We start from the raw sequence: 17714 nt of genomic DNA on the forward strand, positions 1-17714 counted from the left end.
GTCCAGCAGCGGGTCCGCGGAGCGTAGTTCGACGGCGGCGAAGACGGCCAGCAGCACCGCCCCCGCGGCGACCGGAACGACGAGGACCGGCGCGGTGAGCCATCCCTCCTCCTCGGCCGCGGCGACGCCGAGCAGCAGGCAGATCATCGATGCACCGAGCAGGGTGAGGCCCGGCGGGTCGACGCGCCCCGACGCGAGGCGCCGGCTCTCCGGGATACGCAGGAAGGAGACCGGCACACACGCCACGGTGAGCCTGGCGGGCAGCAGCAGGGTGAGCCGGATGTCGTCCAGCGCCTCGTCCGCCGCGTCCATGGCCGGCCCGCCGGGGAGCGACCCGACGGCGAGAGCACCCACCAGCCGGGCGATGGCACGGCGGGCCAGCTCCACCGGAAGCCGGTCGCGGACCAGCGCGATCTCCAGGGGCAGCAGGGCGGCCATCCACCCCTGCAGGACCCGGCCCAGCAACAGCGTCTCGAACGACGGCGCGAGGGCCACGAGGCAGGTTCCCACGGCCACCGCGCCGAGGGAGATCCGCTGTTCACCGCGCTCAGCGAGGACTGCCGGATGCCCGCCGCCGGGCTCGCGGAGCGCACCGGGCTCAGCCCCACGACGGTCCGTCGCCGCCTCGCGCGGATGCAGGCCGAACGGGCCCTGGTCTTCCGCTGCGAGGTGGCCCGCTCCCTCTCCGGCTGGCCCGTGTCGGTGACCTTGTGGTGCGCGGCCCCGCCGGGCGACGTCCCGAAGATCGCCGCACAGCGCATCGGCACGCGCGAGACGCGCCTGTGCGCCTCGCTGTCCGGGCCGCACAACGTCATGGCCACCGTCTGGCTGCGTTCGGTCGAGGACATCCAGGCGTACGGGGCACGGCTGGTGGCGCGCTTTCCCGAACTCGTCATCGCCGACCGTGCGATCGCCCTGTGGCCGCTCAAGCTGGGCGGCCACATCCTCGACCCGTACGGCCGCCACGTCCGGGCCGTGCCGGTCGCGCTCTGGGAGGACTCCGCAGCCGCGACGGCCGAGGAGTCGCTCCTGGCCCCGTTCCGGCCGGCGGGCGAAGGGGGGCCGGCCGCGCGGCGCGGGGTGTGACGACCTGGCCGGCGGGCGGGACGGCTCAGCGCTTCCGGTCGTAGGTCCGCACCACGACTCCGTTGCCGAAGGTGCGCACCGAGCCCGTCACGAACTCGGAGACCTCGAAGCCCGAGGCGAACATCGGCATGCCGGTGCCCAGCACCACCGGGTACGTCTTGATGACCAGCTCGTCGACCTCGTCGGCCAGCTCCCCTGCGACGGCCGCCCCGCCGCACAGATAGATGTCGAAGTCGCTCTCCTCCGCCTTCAGTTCGCGGACCCTGCCGACCAGGTCCGTCGAGACGATCTCGACGTTGGGGTCGGGCGACTCCGTGAGCGTGCGCGAGGCGACGATCTCGCGCATGTGTCCGTAGGGGCTGGTGATGCCCTCCTTCAGCGCCAGGTCGTAGCTGCCCCGGCCCTGGACCACCGTGTCGAACCGCTTGTTCGGCAGGTCGTCGATACCGCGCTGCTGCCGGCCGAAACTCGACACCGTCTCCGGGTACTCCGCCTTCAGGAAGGCGAAGAACTCCTCGTCCACGAACGGGTACATGAACGACGCGTCGCCGTCCGGGCCACCGATGAAGCCGTCGATCGAACAGGCGATGAAGTACGTGAGCTTGCGCAAACCGGTCTCCTTGTCTTTGGCCATCCTTTGACCACTACGCTCACAGTACTCCAGATGTAGTTGTCTGGTCTTCTGATTATTCGTTCTGCGGCTCGCGCCACATCGGCCACATCAGGGGGCCGTCGGGCAGTTGGAGGGCCTGCCCGGTGAACTCGAAGCCCAGGCGCTCGTACAGCACCCGGCCGCGGGCACTGCTCGCCTCCAGGTAGGCGGGCGTCCCCTCGCTGTCGCAGCGGTCGAGGACCGACGCCATCAGCGCGGTACCCAGACCCTCGCCCCGCCGTCCGGGGGCCACGCCGATCATCCACAGGTACTCGTGGGCCCGGCCGGTGGGGTGGATGCCCTCGGAGAGCCGGGCTATCAGTTCGACGCGTTCGTTGGCCGGGTCGACGGCCTCGCGCACCAGGACGGGGATGTCCTCCACGGGCCCCTCGGCGGCCCGGCCGTCCCCGGCCGGTTCGTGCGCGGGTACGGGCAGCCACAGCGCGCAGGCCGCGCCGTCCTCGGTGAGATCGATGCGCCCGTCGGCCAGCACGGCGTCGGTGAAGGCCGCCATGAGCCGGTGATGGGTCAGCCGGCGGTACTCCGCGCCGGGAAAGACCCAGCTGCTGACCGGGTCGTCCTGGAAGGCCTCGTCCAGGAGCCGGACGACCCGCTCCCGGTCGCCCTCCCCCGCCGTCCGGATCACCACGCCCATAACCCGCCCCACCCCTTCGACTCAACCTCGTTCGCCTGCAAGGAGGTTGAGCCTATCCGGGGGGCCTCACCCGCCGGCCGGGACAGGGGAGGGGGCGGGCCCCGCACACCGTGGGGAAGTGCGGGACCCGCCGAACCGGAGCCGTCGGCGGTGCGGCCGTACGTCGGGTCAGGTGCCGTACGGCCCTGCACGGGCTCCGGGGTCTTGCGGCCGGCCCTGGCGGGCCGGGTGGTGCGGCGGGCGGCGGGCAGGGGGGCGGCAGGGGGTGCGCCGGGTCACGAACTCGGCCAGCGCGAGCAGTCCGCCCGCCGACTCCGGGTCCGGCACGGCACGGGCCAGTTCCTGCATCGCACGTGCCATCCGGTCGGCCGCCTGAGCCTGCGCCCAGTCCCGGCCTCCGGCCCGCTCCACGGCCAGGGCGGTGCGCTCCAGGTCCTCCTTGTCGTCGTCGTACGGTGCCGAGTACAGCGCGGCGAGTTCGGCGGCGGCAGGGGTGCCGGAGGTGAGGGCGGCGACCACCGGCAGCGACTTCTTGCGGACGGCCAGGTCCGCCCCGGCCGGCTTGCCGGTGTGGCGCGGGTCCCCCCATATGCCGATGACGTCGTCGATGAGCTGGAAGGCCAGCCCGGCCTGCCGGCCGAAGGCGTCCAGCGCCTCGATGTCGTCGTCGGCGGCACCGGCGTACAGTCCGCCGAGCGCGCAGGCGCACCCCAGCAGGGCGCCCGTCTTGGCCTCGGCCATGGCGAGCGTCTCCTCGAGGGTGACCTCGTAGGGCGCGCGCCGCTCCATCGCCGTGTCCGTGTGCTGGCCCTCGCACAGTTCCATGACGCAGTCGGCCAGCCTGATGGCCGCCGCCGCGGACGCCGGATGCGGGTCCGCCGCGAGCAGCCGCAGGCCGAGCGCCTGAACGGCGTCCCCCGTGAGGATCGCGTCGGCGTCGCCGAACACGGTCCAGGCGGTGGGCCGGTGGCGCCGGGTGGCGTCCCGGTCCATCACGTCGTCGTGCAGCAGTGTGAAGTTGTGGATCAACTCCACCGCGGCGGCGGCCCGCACCGCCGCCGCACGGGCCGTGGGCCCGCCGAGCGCGGCGGCCGCGGTGAGGACGAGTGCGGGACGGATCGCCTTGCCCGCGTTGCCCTCCGCCGCCGTGCCGTCCGCGTGCTGCCAGCCGAAGTGATAGAGCGCGACGCGACGCATCATGGGGGGCAGTGCGGCGATGGCGGAACGGAGTTCGGGGTCGACCGACGCCCGGGACTCGCTCAGGAGCGCCGCCGCCTCCTGCCCCTCGGACACCTGCGGCCCGGGTCCGTCGGCCGGAGTCCCCGGCTCGTCCGCGCGCTGTGTGCCGATGACCCCGTGCCGCTCCGGCGCTCCGGTGGGACCGCGGGTCGCGGTGGCCCCGCACCCGGTCTCCGTCATGGACTCACCTCCCCCATGGGCCCGCTCCCGTACCCCGGGGGTGTACCCGCCCGGGAGGGCGGGGACACGGCGTCGGGCGGACTGGCGTCACTGCCAGCGGCCGATCTCGACGTTCTCCAGGACACCCAGCGCGTCCGGCACCAGGACCGCAGCCGAGTGGTAGGCCGTGACCAGGTACTTGATGATGGCCTGCTCATTGATGCCCATGAAGCGCACCGACACACTCGGCTCGATCTCGTCGGGGATTCCGGTGGCCCGGAGCCCGATGACGCCCTGCTCCTGCTCGCCGGTGCGCATCGCGATGATCGAGGTCGTACGGGCCTCGGTGACCGGGATCTTGTTGCACGGGTAGATCGGCACCCCGCGCCAGGTCGGGATGCGGTTGCCGGCGACGTCGATCGTCTCGGGAACCAGTCCGCGCCGGTTGAGCTCCCGGCCGATCGCGGCGATCGCACGGGGGTGGGCGAGCAGCAGCTTGGTGCCCCTGCGGCGGCTCAGCAGCTCGTCGAGGTCGTCCGGTCCCGGCACGCCGTCGTGCGGCTGGATCCGCTGGTCGTACTCGCAGTTGTGCAGCAGGCCGAAGTCGCGGTTGTTGACCAGCTCGTGCTCCTGACGCTCCTTCAGCGCCTCGACCGTCAGCCGGATCTGCTGCTCGGTCTGGTTCATCGGCTGGTTGTACAGGTCGGCCACGCGCGAGTGGATGCGCAGCACGGTCTGGGCGACGCTCAGTTCGTACTCACGGGGCCGGGCCTCGTAGTCGACGAAGGTGTGCGGGATGTCCGGCTCGCCGCTGTGACCGGCGGAGAGGTCGATCGCCTTCTCGCCGTGCTTGTTGGTGTTCTGCTCCGGGAGCGAGCGCTGCTCCTCCAGGTGCGCGCTCAGGGACTCCGCGCGCTCCGCGACCTGGTCCACCTCCTGGCGGGGCAGCACGAGCACGGTGCAGGCGGTGACCGTGCGGGCCGTGTACTCCCAGATGGCGTCCCCGTCGAGCAACGCCTGGTCTCCGAAGTAGGAGCCGTCGGCGAGGACGCCGAGCACCGCGTCGTCACCGTAGGGACCGGTGCCGATCTTCTCCACCTTGCCGTGCGCGAGCAGGTACACCTCGTCGACCCGGCCGCCGAACGAGGCGATGACCTCGCCGGGGCCGAACTCCCGCTGCTCGCAGCGCTGCGCGAGCTCCGACAGGACCTCGTCGTCCTCGTACGACCGCAGCGCCGGCAGCTCGCCCAGCTCCGCGGGGACGACCTCGACGCGATCACCGGTCTTCACGAACGTCACACGGCCGTCGCCGACGGCGAAGGTCAGACGTCGGTTCACCCGGTACGTGCCGCCCTGGATGTCCACCCAGGGGAGCGAGCGCAGCAGCCAGCGTGAGCTGATCTCCTGCATCTGAGGAACGGACTTGGTCGTGGTGGCCAGGTTCCGCGCGGCCGCCGTGCCGAGGCTCTGCTGCGGCTTGGTCTGCTCGCTGCGGACCTCTTCGCCTACCGACATAAGGAATTGCCCTCCCGGTCGTACCGGACGGCTGCGCCCGGCATCGATGTGCGTGCACCAGCCTTCCTCACGGAGTGTGCCGGTGCTATTACACGAAAGAGCGGGAATGGATCACTGGCAGCCGGGGCAGATATGGGAGCTTGTTTCGCCGTCTCGGCGTCTTGTCCGGTCCTGTTCAACGCGGCCACCTCGGGACGAGATTCACCGACCGAGATTGGCCGAAAACACTCGTACGCGCGCGGGACAAGTAATAGCGGGAGCTCCGTTTCGGTACAAGCACCGTACGAGACGGTCGCGCCAAGGCGGTCGTCACACAGCGTGAAGGAGTCGGCCGTGGCCTCACCCATGTCCGCGAGCAGCTTCCTCAAGGCACTGAAGGCGGAAGGGCTCACCGTCGTCGAGGTCGGCGCCTGGCGCGACCACAACCGCAACCACAAGGGCCCCTGGGGGCCCGTGAACGGTGTGATGATCCACCACACGGTCACGAAGGGCAGCGCCCGGACGGTGGACATCTGCCGCAAGGGATACGAGGGCCTGCCCGGGCCCCTGTGCCACGGGGTCATCACGAAGGACGGCCGGGTCCATCTGGTCGGGTACGGCAGGGCCAACCACGCCGGCCTCGGCGACGACGACGTGCTGCGCGCGGTGATCGCCGAGCGGGCGCTGCCGAAGGACAACGAGGCGAACACCGACGGCAACCGGCATTTCTACGGGTTCGAGTGCGAGAACCTGGGCGACGGCGACGACCCCTGGCCGGCGGCGCAACTGGAGGCCATCGAGCGGGCCGCCGCCGCGGTCTGCCGCCATCACGGGTGGAACGAACGGTCCGTGATCGGGCACCTGGAGTGGCAGCCTGGGAAGGTGGACCCGCGCGGGTTCACCATGGCGTCCATGCGGGCACGGATCGGGGACCGGCTGGGCTGACGTGACGCGCCCTCGCCGCGGCGTGAGAATGGCCGGGTGACCGGCACCGACACCTCCGACCTCGCCACCCTCGGCCCTCGCCTGCCGTCACCCTGCCAGGAGGTCGTGGACGGGCGGTTCGAGCGGCACGGCGTCCGGCTGCTGCTGAAGCGGGACGACCTGATCCACCCCGACCTGGTCGGCAACAAATGGCGCAAACTGGCGCCGAATCTCGCCACGGCGCGGGGCCGTACCGTCGTCACGTTCGGCGGCGCGTACTCCAACCACCTGCGCGCCACCGCCGCCGCCGGGCGACTGCTCGGCCTGTCGACGGTGGGCGTGGTGCGGGGTCAGGAACTGGCCGGGCGGCCGCTCAACCCCTCCCTGGCCCGGTGCGCGGCCGACGGCATGCGACTGCACTTCGTCGACCGCTCGACGTACCGCCGCAAGAGCGAGCCGGAGACCCTGGCCGCACTGCTGCACGCGGTGGCCGCCGAGGACGCGGTCGTCGTCCCCGAGGGCGGCAGCAACGCGCCGGCCGTCCGCGGCTGCCGGGCTCTCGGCGAGGAGCTGGGCGGACACGCCGACGTGGCCGCCGTCGCCTGCGGCACGGGGGGCACGCTCGCCGGTCTGGCCGCGGGACTGCCCCCGGGTCGGCGGACGCTGGGGATACCCGTGCTCAGGGGCGGCTTCCTGGCCGACGACATACGGCGGCTCCAGGAGCGTGCGTTCGGCGGACCGCGCGGCGACTGGAGCCTCGACGACCGCTTCCACTGCGGCGGCTACGCCCGCACGACGCCGGAGCTCGACTCCTTCGCCGACGACTTCGAACACCGCCACGGCCTGCCCGTGGAGCGCGTGTATGTCGCCAAGCTGCTGCACGCCCTGCTCGCCCTCACCCAGGAGGGCGCCTTCCCGCGCGGGACCACCCTGGCCGCGGTCGTCACCGGCCGGCCGTTCCCCTGACCCCCTCCCGGGCGCGCCGCTCACGTGGCCTCCCGGTATGCCGCCGCCTCCTCCAGGTCGAGGCGGCGCAGCAGCGTCCGCAGCATCTCGTCGTCGATGTAACGGCCGTCCCGCAGCCGGACGAAGACGTCGCGCTCGGCGCTGATCATCTCCCGGGACAGCCGCCGGTAGGTGTCGTCGACAGTCTCGCCGGTGACCGGGTTGACCTGCCCGAGCCGCTCCCAGACGGCGTTGCGGCGGCGTTCCAGGACCGTGCGCAGGCGCTCGGCGAGCGGGCCCGGCAGGGCGTTGCGCTCGTCGGCGAGCAGCTCGTCCAGGCGCCGCTCGGCCGCCCGGGAGGCCTGTGCCTGGGCGTTGGCCTCGGCGAGCGTCTCGGTCTGCACGTCGCGGACGGGGAACTTCAGCAGGCGGATCAGCGGCGGCAGGGTGACGCCCTGGACGACCAGCGTGCCGATGACGGTGGTGAAGGTGAGGAACAGGATGAGGTTGCGCTCGGGGAAGGGACCGCCGTCGTGCACGGTGAGCGGGATGGAGAAGGCGATGGCCAGCGAGACCACGCCCCGCATCCCCGCCCAGCCGATGACGAACGGCCCCGTCCAGGAGAGGTCGCCCTCACGCGCGCGCACGCGTGCCGAAAGGCGCGGCAGGTAGGTCGCCGGATACACCCACACGAACCTCGCCACCGCGACCACCAGGAAGAGGGCGACGGCGTACCAGGCGGCTTCGGCGCCCTCGTGCTCCCCGAGGCCCTTGAGGACGACGGGCAGCTGGAGTCCGATCAGGGCGAACACGGCCGACTCCAGCACGAACGCGACCATCTTCCACACCGCCTCCTCCTGGAGCCGGGTGGCGAAATCGACCTCCCACGCGCGGTGGCCGAGATAGAGCGCGACGACGACCACCGCGAGCACCCCGGAGGCGTGCACCTGCTCGGCGACCGCGTAGGCGACGAACGGGATCAGCAGGGAGAGCGTGTTCTGCAGCAGCGCCTCCCGCAGATGGGTGCGCAGCCAGTGCAGCGGCACCATCAGCACCAGGCCCACGCCCACGCCCCCGACGGCCGCGATCGCGAACTCCAGGATCCCGCCGGCCCACGTGGCGCCCTCGCCGACCGCCGCCGCGAGCGCCACCCTGAAGGCGGTGATCGCGGTGGCGTCGTTCACCAGGGACTCGCCCTGGAGGATCGTGGTGATCCGGGAGGGCAGCCCCACCCGGCGCGCGACGGCCGTGGCGGCGACGGCGTCCGGCGGCGCGACCACCGCGCCGAGCACCAGGGCCGCCGTCAGCGGCAGGCCCGGCACGATCAGGTACGCGGCGCAGCCGACGACGAAGGTCGCGAAGAGGACGTAGCCCACGGACAGCAGCGCCACCGGCCGCACCTGGGCCCGCAGGTCCAGGTAGGAACTGTCGGTGGCCGCCGTGTAGAGCAGCGGGGGCAGCAGCAGGGGCAGGACGATGTGCGGGTCGAGGGTGTAGTCGGGCACGCCCGGGACGTAGCTCACCGCCAGGCCCACCGCCACCAGCAGCAGCGGCACCGGCACCGGCACCCGCCGCCCCGCGGCGGCGACCGCGGCACTGCCCGCCACCAGCAACAGCAGCGGCATCACGTCCATGTCCTCGCCCGCCCTCTTTTTCCGCGCGGTGATCCGCACACCCGTCGTAACCTGGCAATCATGAAACAGTGCACGCACGCCGACGCGCTGCCGCACCCGGAGCCGGAACCGCGCGGTGAGACCTGTCCGGAGTGTCTGGCCGAGGGCACGGACCCGGTGCAGCTGCGGCTGTGCCTCGACTGCGGTCATGTCGGCTGCTGCGACTCCTCGCCGGGGCAGCACGCCACGACGCACCACAAGGAGACCGGACACCCGGTCATGCGCACCTTCGAGCCCGGGGAGAACTGGCGCTGGTGCTTCGTCGACCACGTCCTCGTGTGACCTCGGTCCAGTACGGTTCGACCGTCTGACCCCTGGGTACGTCAACCCGGCGCGCGCTCTTCCGATTTGGGCCCGCCGAACCCCTAGCCACTGTGCGTGTTCATGTGTTTACTATGAGTGACAGCATGGGGTTGGGGTCTCGGGGACAGGAAACTTCGGAGCGCGATAACGTCACCGCTGAACCACGTATCGCGTTACCCCGAGGGCGACCCCCTGGCCCTGTAACGCTTGTACCACCTTGGAGGTGAGGGTGTCCCAGATCGCAGGCGAGCCCGCGACCCAGGACTTCGTCGAAGTCCGGCTGCCGGCCGCGGGTGCCTACCTGTCGGTGCTGCGTACGGCGACGGCCGGCCTCGCAGCCCGCTTGGACTTCACCCTCGACGAGATCGAGGACCTGCGCATCGCAGTCGACGAGGCCTGCGCGATCCTGCTGCAGCAGGCCGTGCCCGGCTCGGTGCTCAGCTGTGTCTTCCGCCTCGTCGACGACTCGCTCGAAGTCACCGTCTCGGCGCCGACCACGGACGGCCACGCCCCTTCGCGGGACACCTTCGCCTGGACGGTGCTGTCCGCCCTCGCGGGCAAGGTCTCCTCCGCCGTGGACGAGGACAAAACCGTTTCGATCAGCCTCTACAAACAGCGCGGCGCGGGACCCGGGCCGACGTGAGGGACGCAAACGGGGACGGGGACGGGCCGGTGCGGGACGACGAGCGCGGCACACGGGAGCGGCCGGCCGAGGGCGAGCGTTCTCCGAACGAGGCCCGGCGCACGGCGGACGGCATCGACGGCATCCCCGAGCAGGCCCGGCCGCATCCGGAGGACGAGACCTCTCCCGAGGCCGTCGTTCCGGGCGACGGGCAGCGGACCGGGGACACCCCCGTCCGGCCCGTCCGAGCGGAGGAGAAGGCTCGGGAAAGGGCGACGGGCGGGACGATGAGCGAGCACGAGCGACACTCCGAGGACGACGCCCCGGGCGCCCGGGGCACGCAGGGCACACGGCACGACCCGCAGGACCGCAGCGGGGCGCGCCTCCTGTTCGCGGAGCTGCGCACGCTGGAGAAGGACAGCCCCGCCTACGCGGAGCTGCGCAACCGGCTGGTCCGCATGCACCTGCCGCTCGTCGAGCACCTCGCGCGCCGCTTCCGCAACCGCGGTGAGCCCCTGGACGACCTGACCCAGGTCGCCACCATCGGACTGATCAAGTCGGTCGACCGTTTCGACCCGGACCGCGGGGTGGAGTTCTCCACGTACGCGACACCGACGGTGGTCGGCGAGATCAAGCGGCACTTCCGGGACAAGGGCTGGGCGGTCCGCGTCCCGCGCCGGCTCCAGGAGCTGCGGCTGGCCCTGACCACGGCCACCGCGGAACTCTCCCAGCTGCACGGGCGCTCCCCCACGGTGCACGAGCTGGCGCAGAAGCTCGCGATCTCCGAGGAGGAGGTCCTGGAGGGCCTGGAGTCGGCCAACGCCTACTCCACGCTCTCCCTCGACGTGCCGGACACCGACGACGAGTCCCCGGCGGTCGCGGACACCCTCGGCGCCGAGGACGAGGCCCTGGAGGGCGTCGAGTACCGGGAGTCGCTCAAGCCGCTGCTGGAGGATCTCCCGCCGCGCGAGAAGCGGATCCTGCTGCTGCGTTTCTTCGGCAACATGACCCAGTCGCAGATCGCGCAGGAGGTCGGCATCTCGCAGATGCACGTCTCGCGCCTGCTGGCCCGCACCCTGGCGCAGCTGCGGGAGAAGCTGCTGGTCGAGGAGTAGCCGCCCCGCCCGCGCCGGCGGGCGGCGGCCCCGCCTACTTCTCGGCGTTGCCGGGGCCCCGGATGCCGAGGGCCTGGGTGGTCTCCGGGTTGACGAGCAGCACCAGTGCCGTGACGGAGACCACGGCGAGCACGATGCCCGCCGGAATGGCCGGGCCGTTCGTCGTCAGCAGGTTGTAGGCCACGGGCAGCGCCATGATCTGCGTGATCACAGCAGGTCCCCGGCTCCAGCCCCGTCGGCCGAGCAGCCCGCGCGCGGCGAGCAGCGGCAGCAGCGCCAGGACGATCAGGGTGACGCCACCGGTGATCGCGGAGGTCCGGTCGTCGGGATGGCCGGTCAGCCCCCCGACGAGCATCCAGGCGCCGCCCACGACGAGCGCCAGTCCCTCCAGTGCGGCGAGCGCGGCCGCGGCGGTCAGCCGGCGGGGACGGGGGCCCGCCTCTTCGGCGGCTTCGGAAACGGGGTTCGGCTCACTGCTCACCCCTGAAGGGTAGCCCTCCGCGCACCGGCGTCCGCGAGGTGTCCGCCCTATCACGTGCGCGGTTCCACCGCGGCGATCTTCACCTCGGTCTGGGCCGAGTACCACCCAGTAGGTACCCTGCAGACCATGCGTGCACTTCTCGTGGTCAACCCGGCGGCAACCACCACGAGTGCGCGTACGCGCGACGTGCTGATCCACGCCCTCGCCAGCGAGATGAAGCTGGAGGCGGTCACCACCGAGTACCGCGGGCACGCGCGCGACCTCGGTCGGCACGCGGCGCAGAGTGACGACATCGAGCTGGTGGTGGCCCTCGGCGGCGACGGCACGGTGAACGAGGTCGTCAACGGTCTGCTGCACGCGGGCCCCGATCCGGAGCATCTGCCCGGCCTCGCGGTGGTCCCCGGTGGTTCCACCAACGTCTTCGCCCGCGCGCTCGGGCTGCCCAACCACGCGGTGGAGGCCACCGGCGTGCTCTTGGACGCCCTGCGCGAGGGCCGGGAGCGGACCGTCGGGCTCGGCCTGGCCTCGGGGACGCCGGGGTCGGAGGACGAGGCGGTCCCGTCCCGGTGGTTCACCTTCAACGCCGGTCTGGGCTTCGACGCCGGGGTGGTCGGCCGCGTCGAGCAGCACCGTGAGCGCGGCAAGAAGTCGACACACGCCCTCTACGTCCGCCAGGTGATGCGCGCCCTCGTCGGCGAACCGCACCGCCGTAGCGGGACGATCACCCTGGAGCGGGCGGGCGAGGACCCGGTCACCGATCTCGTGCTGTCCATAGTCTCGAACACATGCCCCTGGACGTTTCTCGGCAATCGCCCGATCTACGCGTCACCCAAGGCCTCGTTCGACACCGCGCTCGACGTGTTCGGCCTCAGCCGCCTGTCGACGGCCGCTGTCGCCCGGTATGGCACCCAGTTGCTCACTTCGTCCCCCGAGCGCGGACCCCGGGGCCGGCACGCGGTCTCCCTGCACGACTTGACCGACTTCACCTTGCATTCGAAGGTGCCGCTCCCCCTCCAGATGGACGGTGACCACCTGGGGCTGCGAACCAGCGTGGCGTTCACAGGCGTACGCCGTGCACTGCGTGTGATTGTGTGAGCAGAAGGGGCGAAAGTCCTTTCACTCGAACGTTTAGACCAGGGTCCACCCCATGGAAGTACGGCTGTGACCTAGTCGACACCGAAGAATCAAAAAAAACTTTCCGGAAGGGGTTGTATCCGCCGCCGAGGTTTGCGAGTCTCTTCTTGGCGATCGGGACGGCCCGCAAGACCGGCCTCCACAGATCACCGGAACCCCTCTTCAAACCACAGGACCACGCCAGGGAACCTGGCTGTCGGCCCTTCCCTTGTTGAGGGATTCGTGAAAGCGTTCACATTCACAAGCAACCCGCATGTCATACCAAGGAGAGGTAGCAGCCATGGACTGGCGTCACCGCGCCGTTTGCCGCGAGGAAGACCCCGAGCTCTTCTTCCCCATCGGCAACACCGGTCCCGCGCTGCTGCAGATCGAGGAAGCCAAGGCCGTCTGCCGTCGCTGCCCTGTCATGGAGCAGTGCCTGCAGTGGGCGCTCGAGTCCGGTCAGGACTCCGGCGTCTGGGGTGGTCTCAGCGAGGACGAGCGCCGCGCGATGAAGCGCCGTGCCGCCCGCAACCGGGCCCGTCAGGCCTCCGCCTGACACAGCCACCCTGGCTGAGCTTGGCGGCGCGTACAGCGAGTACGCATCCCCCGCTCCCGAGCCGCAGCGCGCAGTACCCCCGATGCGATCGCACGAGCACTGGCCTCGGACCTTCACCGGTCCGGGGCTTTTTGCTGTCCGAGGCCTCCCGAAGACTTTCCGGAGGGCCGCCCGAGGACCCGGCGGCCCCGTGCGCTACTTCGCCGCGGGCACGGGAATGTCCAGAATGACCTGAGTGCCGCGCTCCGGGGCCGGGACCATGTCGAAGGTGCCGCCCAGTTCGCCCTCCACCAGGGTGCGGACGATCTGCAGTCCGAGGTTGCCCGAGCGGTGCGGGTCGAAGTCGGCGGGCAGACCCACGCCGTCGTCCTGGACGGTGACCCGGAGCCGGGCCTCCTTCGGCGTGCCGCCGCGGACCGCGGAGACCTCGACCGTCCCGGTGTCACCCTCCCGGAAGCCGTGTTCGAGGGCGTTCTGCAACACCTCGGTCAGCACCATCGAGAGCGGGGTCGCGACCTCGGCGTCGAGGATGCCGAAACGGCCCGTGCGCCGGCCGGTCACCTTGCCCGGCGAGATCTCCGCCACCATCGCCAGCACCCGGTCGGCGATCTCGTCGAACTCCACCCGCTCGTCCAGGTTCTGGGACAGCGTCTCGTGCACGATCGCGATCGAGCCGACGCGGCGCACGGCCTCCTCCAGCGCCTCGCGGCCCCGGTCGGACTCGATGCGCCGGGCCTGCAGGCGCAGCAGGGCGGCCACCGTCTGGAGGTTGTTCTTCACCCGGTGGTGGATCTCCCGGATGGTGGCGTCCTTCGTGATCAACTCACGTTCGCGGCGGCGCAGTTCCGTGACGTCGCGCAGCAGGACGAGTGAACCGATGCGTGTTCCTTTGGGCTTGAGCGGGATGGCCCGGAACTGGATCACCCCGTCGTGTGCCTCGATCTCGAACTCGCGGGGCGCCCAGCCGCTGGCCACCTTGGCCAGTGCTTCGTCCACCGGCCCGCGGGACGGGGCGAGTTCGGCGGTGGTCCGGCCCAGGTGGCAGCCGACCAGGTCGGCGGCGAGTCCCATGCGGTGGTAGGCCGACAGCGCGTTCGGGGAGGCGTACTGGACGATGCCGTCCGCGTCGAGCCGGATCAGGCCGTCGCCGACACGGGGCGAGGCGTCCATGTCGACCTGCTGGTTCTCGAACGGGAAGGCGCCGGCCGCGATCATCTGTGCGAGGTCCGAGGCGCTCTGCAGGTACGTCAGTTCCAGGCGGCTCGGGGTGCGCACGGTGAGCAGGTTGGTGTTGCGGGCGATGACGCCCAGAACGCGCCCCTGGCGTCGTACCGGGATGGACTCGACCCGGACCGGGACCTCCTCGCGCCACTCCGGGTCGCCCTCGCGCACGATCCGGCCCTCGTCCAGGGCAGCGTCCAGCATGGGGCGCCGGCCGCGCGGGACGAGGTGGCCGACCATGTCGTCCTGGTAGGAGGTGGGGCCGGTGTTGGGCCGCATCTGGGCGACGGAGACGTACCGGGTGCCGTCCAGGGTGGGGACCCACAGGACCAGGTCGGCGAAGGAGAGGTCGGAGAGGAGCTGCCACTCCGAGACCAGCAGGTGGAGCCACTCGAGGTCGGAGTCGTCGAGCGCGGTGTGCTGGCGTACGAGTTCGTTCATGGAGGGCACGGGGCTGAGCGTACCTGGCGGTACACCCGCGGGCCGCGGCGCCTGGGAGGGACCCTCAACCCTCCCGGCACCGCAGCCCGGAGCAACATCGGCCGTGGGGTGTGCGGTCCCGGTCGGCCGAAGGATGAGGAGCCGGGGCAGTCAGGGCAGAGAGCTCCGGTTCCTCGGTCCGCCCTCCTGTGCGGGGAAGGCGGAAGCCTGACGATCACTTCGCGTGAGTGGCACGGTCAGCGTCTCGTCACCATTCTGGACTAGACCACTAAGCGTGTCCATGCGGTGGACCGTGTTTGTTCTTGCGCGATCCGCCTGCTTTCCAGGCGTCCGCGCACCCGTCAGCAGCCTAACCCTGTTGGCTCACCCGCGGGGCCAGACCGCCAGGGCAATTTCCACCAGCGCCTCCAGTTCCGTCCGGCTCGCGCCGTCGCGCGCCTGTTGGGACATGCCCTGGATCATCGCGCCGGCGTGCCGGGCCAGGGCGGCGGCGTCGGTGCCCGGCGGCAGTACGCCCGCGGCCACGTCGGCCTGGATCCGGCTCTCGATCGCGGCGATGTTGGCGTTGCGCCGGACCCGCAGCGACTCCTCCACCTCGGGGGTCGAGCAGTTGGCGGCGGCGTGGACGACGAGGCAGCCGTGCGGACGGCCGGGGGCCGTGTACTCGTCGGCGGCCTCGCGCAGCATCCTCTCTATCCCCGCACGGGCGGTCGGCTCCTCGGCGAGTGCGCGGTCGCCGAAGGAGCCGTACCGCACGCCGTACTCCCGGACGACCTCCTCGAAGAGCGAGCGCTTGTCGCCGAAGGCCCTGTAGAGGCTCGGGGCCCCGATGTCCATGACCCGCGTGAGGTCGGAGACGGAGGTGGCCTCGTAGCCGCGCTCCCAGAAGGTCATGAGGGCCGCCTCCAAGGCCGTCGCGCGGTCGAAGGAGCGAGGGCGTCCGCGGCCCCGGCCGGTCGCGGCCCGTGCCGGCACCCCGGACCGCACGCCCTTCCCGCCCCGCCCCTCGCCATGCCCGTCACCGCTCGCGCCGTCGCGCTCCCTGCTCACCATGGAGTGGATTTTATAGCGAGCACTAGAGAAATGTCGCCGGACTGCTGTACGGTTATTTTTGTAGCGACCGCTATTCAAATGCGAAGGGGGCGCCGCCATGGGCGCGCTTACGGGCAGGACGGCTCTCGTCACGGGAGCGAGCAGGGGCATCGGACGCGGGATCGCCGAGCGGCTGGGGCGTGACGGCGCCCGCGTCGCGGTGCACTACGGGAGGAACGAGGGGGCGGCGAAGGACACGGCGGCCGCAATCGAGGCGGCGGGCGGCTCGGCGTTCACGATCGGGGCCGACCTGCGCTCCCCCGGGGCCGCCGAGGCGCTGTGGGAGGAGTTCGACCGGCACGCGGACGGACTGGACATCCTGGTGAACAACGCGGGGATCGGCAGCACGCATCCGATCGCCGAGATAGACGAGGAGGAGTACGACGCCGTCTTCGCGGTCAATGTGAAGGCGCCGTTCTTCCTGCTCAAGCACGGCCTGGGGCGACTGCGCGACGGAGGCAGGGTCATCAACGTCTCCTCGGGACTGGCCCGCACCGCGGTGATGCCGGACAACGTGGCCTATGCGATGACGAAGGGCGCGCTGGACGTGCTCTCGCGCGACCTCTCCAAGGTGCTGGGAGCCCGAGGCATCACGGTGAACTCGGTGGCCCCCGGCATCATCGACACGGACAACACGGCCGAGTTGCTGCACGGCAGCGCGGAGGGCTGGGACCGGGCGGCGGCTCTCTCCGCGCTGGGCGGGGTGGGGACGCCGTCGGAGGTGGCCGACGTGGTGGCGTTCCTCGCCTCACGCGAGGGCCGGTGGGTCACCGGAAGCTGGGTCGACGCGACGGGAGGCTCCCTGACGTGACACCCCGTCCGCCTGGCCGATTCGGCGCGCCCGTGGGGCCCTGCTCTGTTAGATTGGTCTAAACCACATAGCCAGTCCCGGGCCCCGGGTGAGTCCTCTCTTCGAAACGGCAGGCCAGCGTGGAAGTTGTCATCGTTCCCGATGCCAAGGCGGGCGGCGAACTCATAGCCGAGGCCATGGCGCAGCTGCTCCGACGCAAGCCCGACGCCCTGCTCGGGGTGGCCACCGGTTCCACGCCGCTGCCCGTGTACGAGGCACTGGCGGCCAAGGTGCGCTCGGGTGCCGTGGACACCACGCGAGCGCGGATCGCCCAGCTCGACGAGTACGTGGGCCTGCCGGCAGAGCACCCGGAGTCGTACCGCTCGGTGCTGCGGCGCGAGGTGCTCGAACCGCTCGGGATCGGCATGGACGCGTTCACGGGCCCCGACGGCACGGCCGCGGACATACAGGCGGCGTGCCAGGAGTACGACCGGGCGCTGAGCGGCGCCGGCGGGGTCGACCTCCAGCTGCTGGGCATCGGCACCGACGGACACATCGGCTTCAACGAACCGTGCTCCTCGCTGGCCTCCCGGACCAGGATCAAGACGCTCACCGAGCAGACCCGCGTCGACAACGCGCGCTTCTTCGACGGTGACATCGAGCAGGTGCCACACCACGTGATCACACAGGGCATCGGCACCATCCTGGAGGCGCGGCACGTGGTGCTGCTCGCCACCGGTGAGGGCAAGGCCGACGCGGTCGCCGCGAGCGTCGAGGGCCCGGTCGCGGCCGTGTGCCCGGCCTCCGCGCTGCAGCTGCACCCGCACGCCACGGTCGTCGTCGACGAGGCCGCCGCTTCCAAGCTGAAGCTCGCCGACTACTTCCGGCACACCTACGCCCACAAGCCGGACTGGCAGGGCATCTGACCGGTCCGGTCGCACCCCGGCCACCACACCGCGCAGCGGCCCGAGGGGCGCACGAAGGGCGCCGGCACCCCGCACGGGGGCCGGCGCCCTTGTCGTACCGCCGACGCCGCGTTCCCGGCCGGCCGGAGGCCGACCGGGCTGCTACCGGGGTGCGCCGGGTGGGATCACGGGGGTGACAGGGTGTCGAGGCGGGCGGCGAGGCCGGGGTGGGCGGCGGCCAGGTG

18 protein-coding genes are annotated in these 17714 nt (G+C 71.5%); 10 read left to right on the forward strand and 8 right to left on the reverse strand.

Features of this window, described 5'->3' with window-relative positions; translation table 11 throughout:
* Positions 1–534 precede the first annotated feature (534 nt).
* Positions 535–1086 (forward strand): Lrp/AsnC family transcriptional regulator, encoded by a 552-nt coding sequence (locus tag DMH12_RS19295; protein ID WP_312023945.1) that lies wholly within the window; start codon positions 535–537, stop codon positions 1084–1086.
* Positions 1087–1111: 25 nt separating this feature from the next.
* Here DMH12_RS19295 and DMH12_RS19300 read toward each other — a convergent pair whose 3' ends face one another.
* The 4 genes from DMH12_RS19300 to DMH12_RS19315 all read right to left on the reverse strand — a co-directional run bounded on the left by DMH12_RS19300 (position 1112) and on the right by DMH12_RS19315 (position 5306).
* Positions 1112–1696 carry a dihydrofolate reductase family protein gene (locus DMH12_RS19300; protein WP_125492791.1) on the reverse strand — a complete coding sequence of 195 codons (585 nt, stop codon included), beginning with the start codon at positions 1694–1696 and terminating at the stop codon, positions 1112–1114.
* 76 nt (positions 1697–1772) lie between these two features.
* Complete coding sequence (locus tag DMH12_RS19305) at positions 1773–2393, reverse strand: GNAT family N-acetyltransferase (RefSeq protein WP_125492792.1); 621 nt, start codon at positions 2391–2393, stop codon at positions 1773–1775.
* 168 nt (positions 2394–2561) lie between these two features.
* On the reverse strand, positions 2562–3812 hold the full coding sequence (locus DMH12_RS19310) for a family 2 encapsulin nanocompartment cargo protein polyprenyl transferase (RefSeq protein ID WP_125492793.1): 1251 nt from the start codon (positions 3810–3812) through the stop codon (positions 2562–2564).
* Positions 3813–3899: 87 nt separating this feature from the next.
* Positions 3900–5306: a family 2B encapsulin nanocompartment shell protein gene (locus DMH12_RS19315; RefSeq protein WP_125492794.1), complete on the reverse strand. Its 1407-nt coding sequence runs from the start codon at positions 5304–5306 to the stop codon at positions 3900–3902.
* Positions 5307–5651: 345 nt separating this feature from the next.
* Here DMH12_RS19315 and DMH12_RS19320 point away from each other — a divergent pair, with 345 nt between their 5' ends.
* Positions 5652–6230 carry an N-acetylmuramoyl-L-alanine amidase gene (locus tag DMH12_RS19320; protein WP_125492803.1) on the forward strand — a complete coding sequence of 193 codons (579 nt, stop codon included), beginning with the start codon at positions 5652–5654 and terminating at the stop codon, positions 6228–6230.
* Positions 6231–6266: 36 nt separating this feature from the next.
* On the forward strand, positions 6267–7175 hold the full coding sequence (locus DMH12_RS19325) for a 1-aminocyclopropane-1-carboxylate deaminase/D-cysteine desulfhydrase (RefSeq protein ID WP_125492795.1): 909 nt from the start codon (positions 6267–6269) through the stop codon (positions 7173–7175).
* A 20-nt stretch (positions 7176–7195) separates the two neighbouring features.
* Here DMH12_RS19325 and DMH12_RS19330 read toward each other — a convergent pair whose 3' ends face one another.
* A complete protein-coding gene (locus DMH12_RS19330) occupies positions 7196–8788 on the reverse strand; it encodes a Na+/H+ antiporter (RefSeq protein ID WP_125492804.1) in 1593 nt (530 codons plus the stop codon).
* 60 nt (positions 8789–8848) lie between these two features.
* Between DMH12_RS19330 and DMH12_RS19335 the strand changes: the two genes are divergently transcribed.
* From DMH12_RS19335 to DMH12_RS19345, 3 genes are all read left to right on the forward strand, one after another.
* Entirely contained in the window at positions 8849–9109 is a 261-nt protein-coding gene (locus DMH12_RS19335; RefSeq protein WP_122616162.1) for a UBP-type zinc finger domain-containing protein, read from the forward strand.
* A gap of 250 nt (positions 9110–9359) precedes the next feature.
* The gene (locus DMH12_RS19340) at positions 9360–9773 is read left to right on the forward strand and encodes an anti-sigma regulatory factor (RefSeq protein ID WP_003973726.1); all 414 of its coding nucleotides are present in this window, start codon (positions 9360–9362) and stop codon (positions 9771–9773) included.
* A 29-nt stretch (positions 9774–9802) separates the two neighbouring features.
* On the forward strand, positions 9803–10867 hold the full coding sequence (locus DMH12_RS19345; RefSeq protein WP_161329975.1) for an RNA polymerase sigma factor SigF: 1065 nt from the start codon (positions 9803–9805) through the stop codon (positions 10865–10867).
* Between the two features lie 34 nt (positions 10868–10901).
* Here the strand turns inward: DMH12_RS19345 and DMH12_RS19350 are convergent, their stop codons facing one another.
* Positions 10902–11348 (reverse strand): hypothetical protein, encoded by a 447-nt coding sequence (locus DMH12_RS19350; RefSeq protein ID WP_125492797.1) that lies wholly within the window; start codon positions 11346–11348, stop codon positions 10902–10904.
* 126 nt (positions 11349–11474) lie between these two features.
* Between DMH12_RS19350 and DMH12_RS19355 the strand changes: the two genes are divergently transcribed.
* Both DMH12_RS19355 and DMH12_RS19360 read left to right on the forward strand, forming a co-directional pair.
* Positions 11475–12443, forward strand: a complete 969-nt coding sequence (locus DMH12_RS19355) for a diacylglycerol kinase family protein (protein WP_125492798.1) — start codon at positions 11475–11477, stop codon at positions 12441–12443.
* Between the two features lie 319 nt (positions 12444–12762).
* Complete coding sequence (locus tag DMH12_RS19360) at positions 12763–13020, forward strand: WhiB family transcriptional regulator (protein WP_003973730.1); 258 nt, start codon at positions 12763–12765, stop codon at positions 13018–13020.
* Positions 13021–13215: 195 nt separating this feature from the next.
* Here the strand turns inward: DMH12_RS19360 and DMH12_RS19365 are convergent, their stop codons facing one another.
* Positions 13216–14691, reverse strand: a complete 1476-nt coding sequence (locus tag DMH12_RS19365; RefSeq protein ID WP_122616159.1) for a sensor histidine kinase — start codon at positions 14689–14691, stop codon at positions 13216–13218.
* A 354-nt stretch (positions 14692–15045) separates the two neighbouring features.
* On the reverse strand, positions 15046–15735 hold the full coding sequence (locus tag DMH12_RS19370; protein ID WP_260474253.1) for a TetR/AcrR family transcriptional regulator: 690 nt from the start codon (positions 15733–15735) through the stop codon (positions 15046–15048).
* A gap of 97 nt (positions 15736–15832) precedes the next feature.
* Here DMH12_RS19370 and DMH12_RS19375 point away from each other — a divergent pair, with 97 nt between their 5' ends.
* Positions 15833–16585, forward strand: coding sequence for an SDR family NAD(P)-dependent oxidoreductase (locus DMH12_RS19375; RefSeq protein WP_125492799.1), 753 nt, complete (start codon positions 15833–15835; stop codon positions 16583–16585).
* Positions 16586–16704: 119 nt separating this feature from the next.
* Positions 16705–17490, forward strand: coding sequence for a glucosamine-6-phosphate deaminase (gene nagB / locus DMH12_RS19380; RefSeq protein WP_125492800.1), 786 nt, complete (start codon positions 16705–16707; stop codon positions 17488–17490).
* Positions 17491–17714 lie beyond the last annotated feature (224 nt).

Source organism: Streptomyces sp. WAC 04229 (genome assembly GCF_003947455.1).
Taxonomy (GTDB): Bacteria; Actinomycetota; Actinomycetes; order Streptomycetales; family Streptomycetaceae; genus Streptomyces.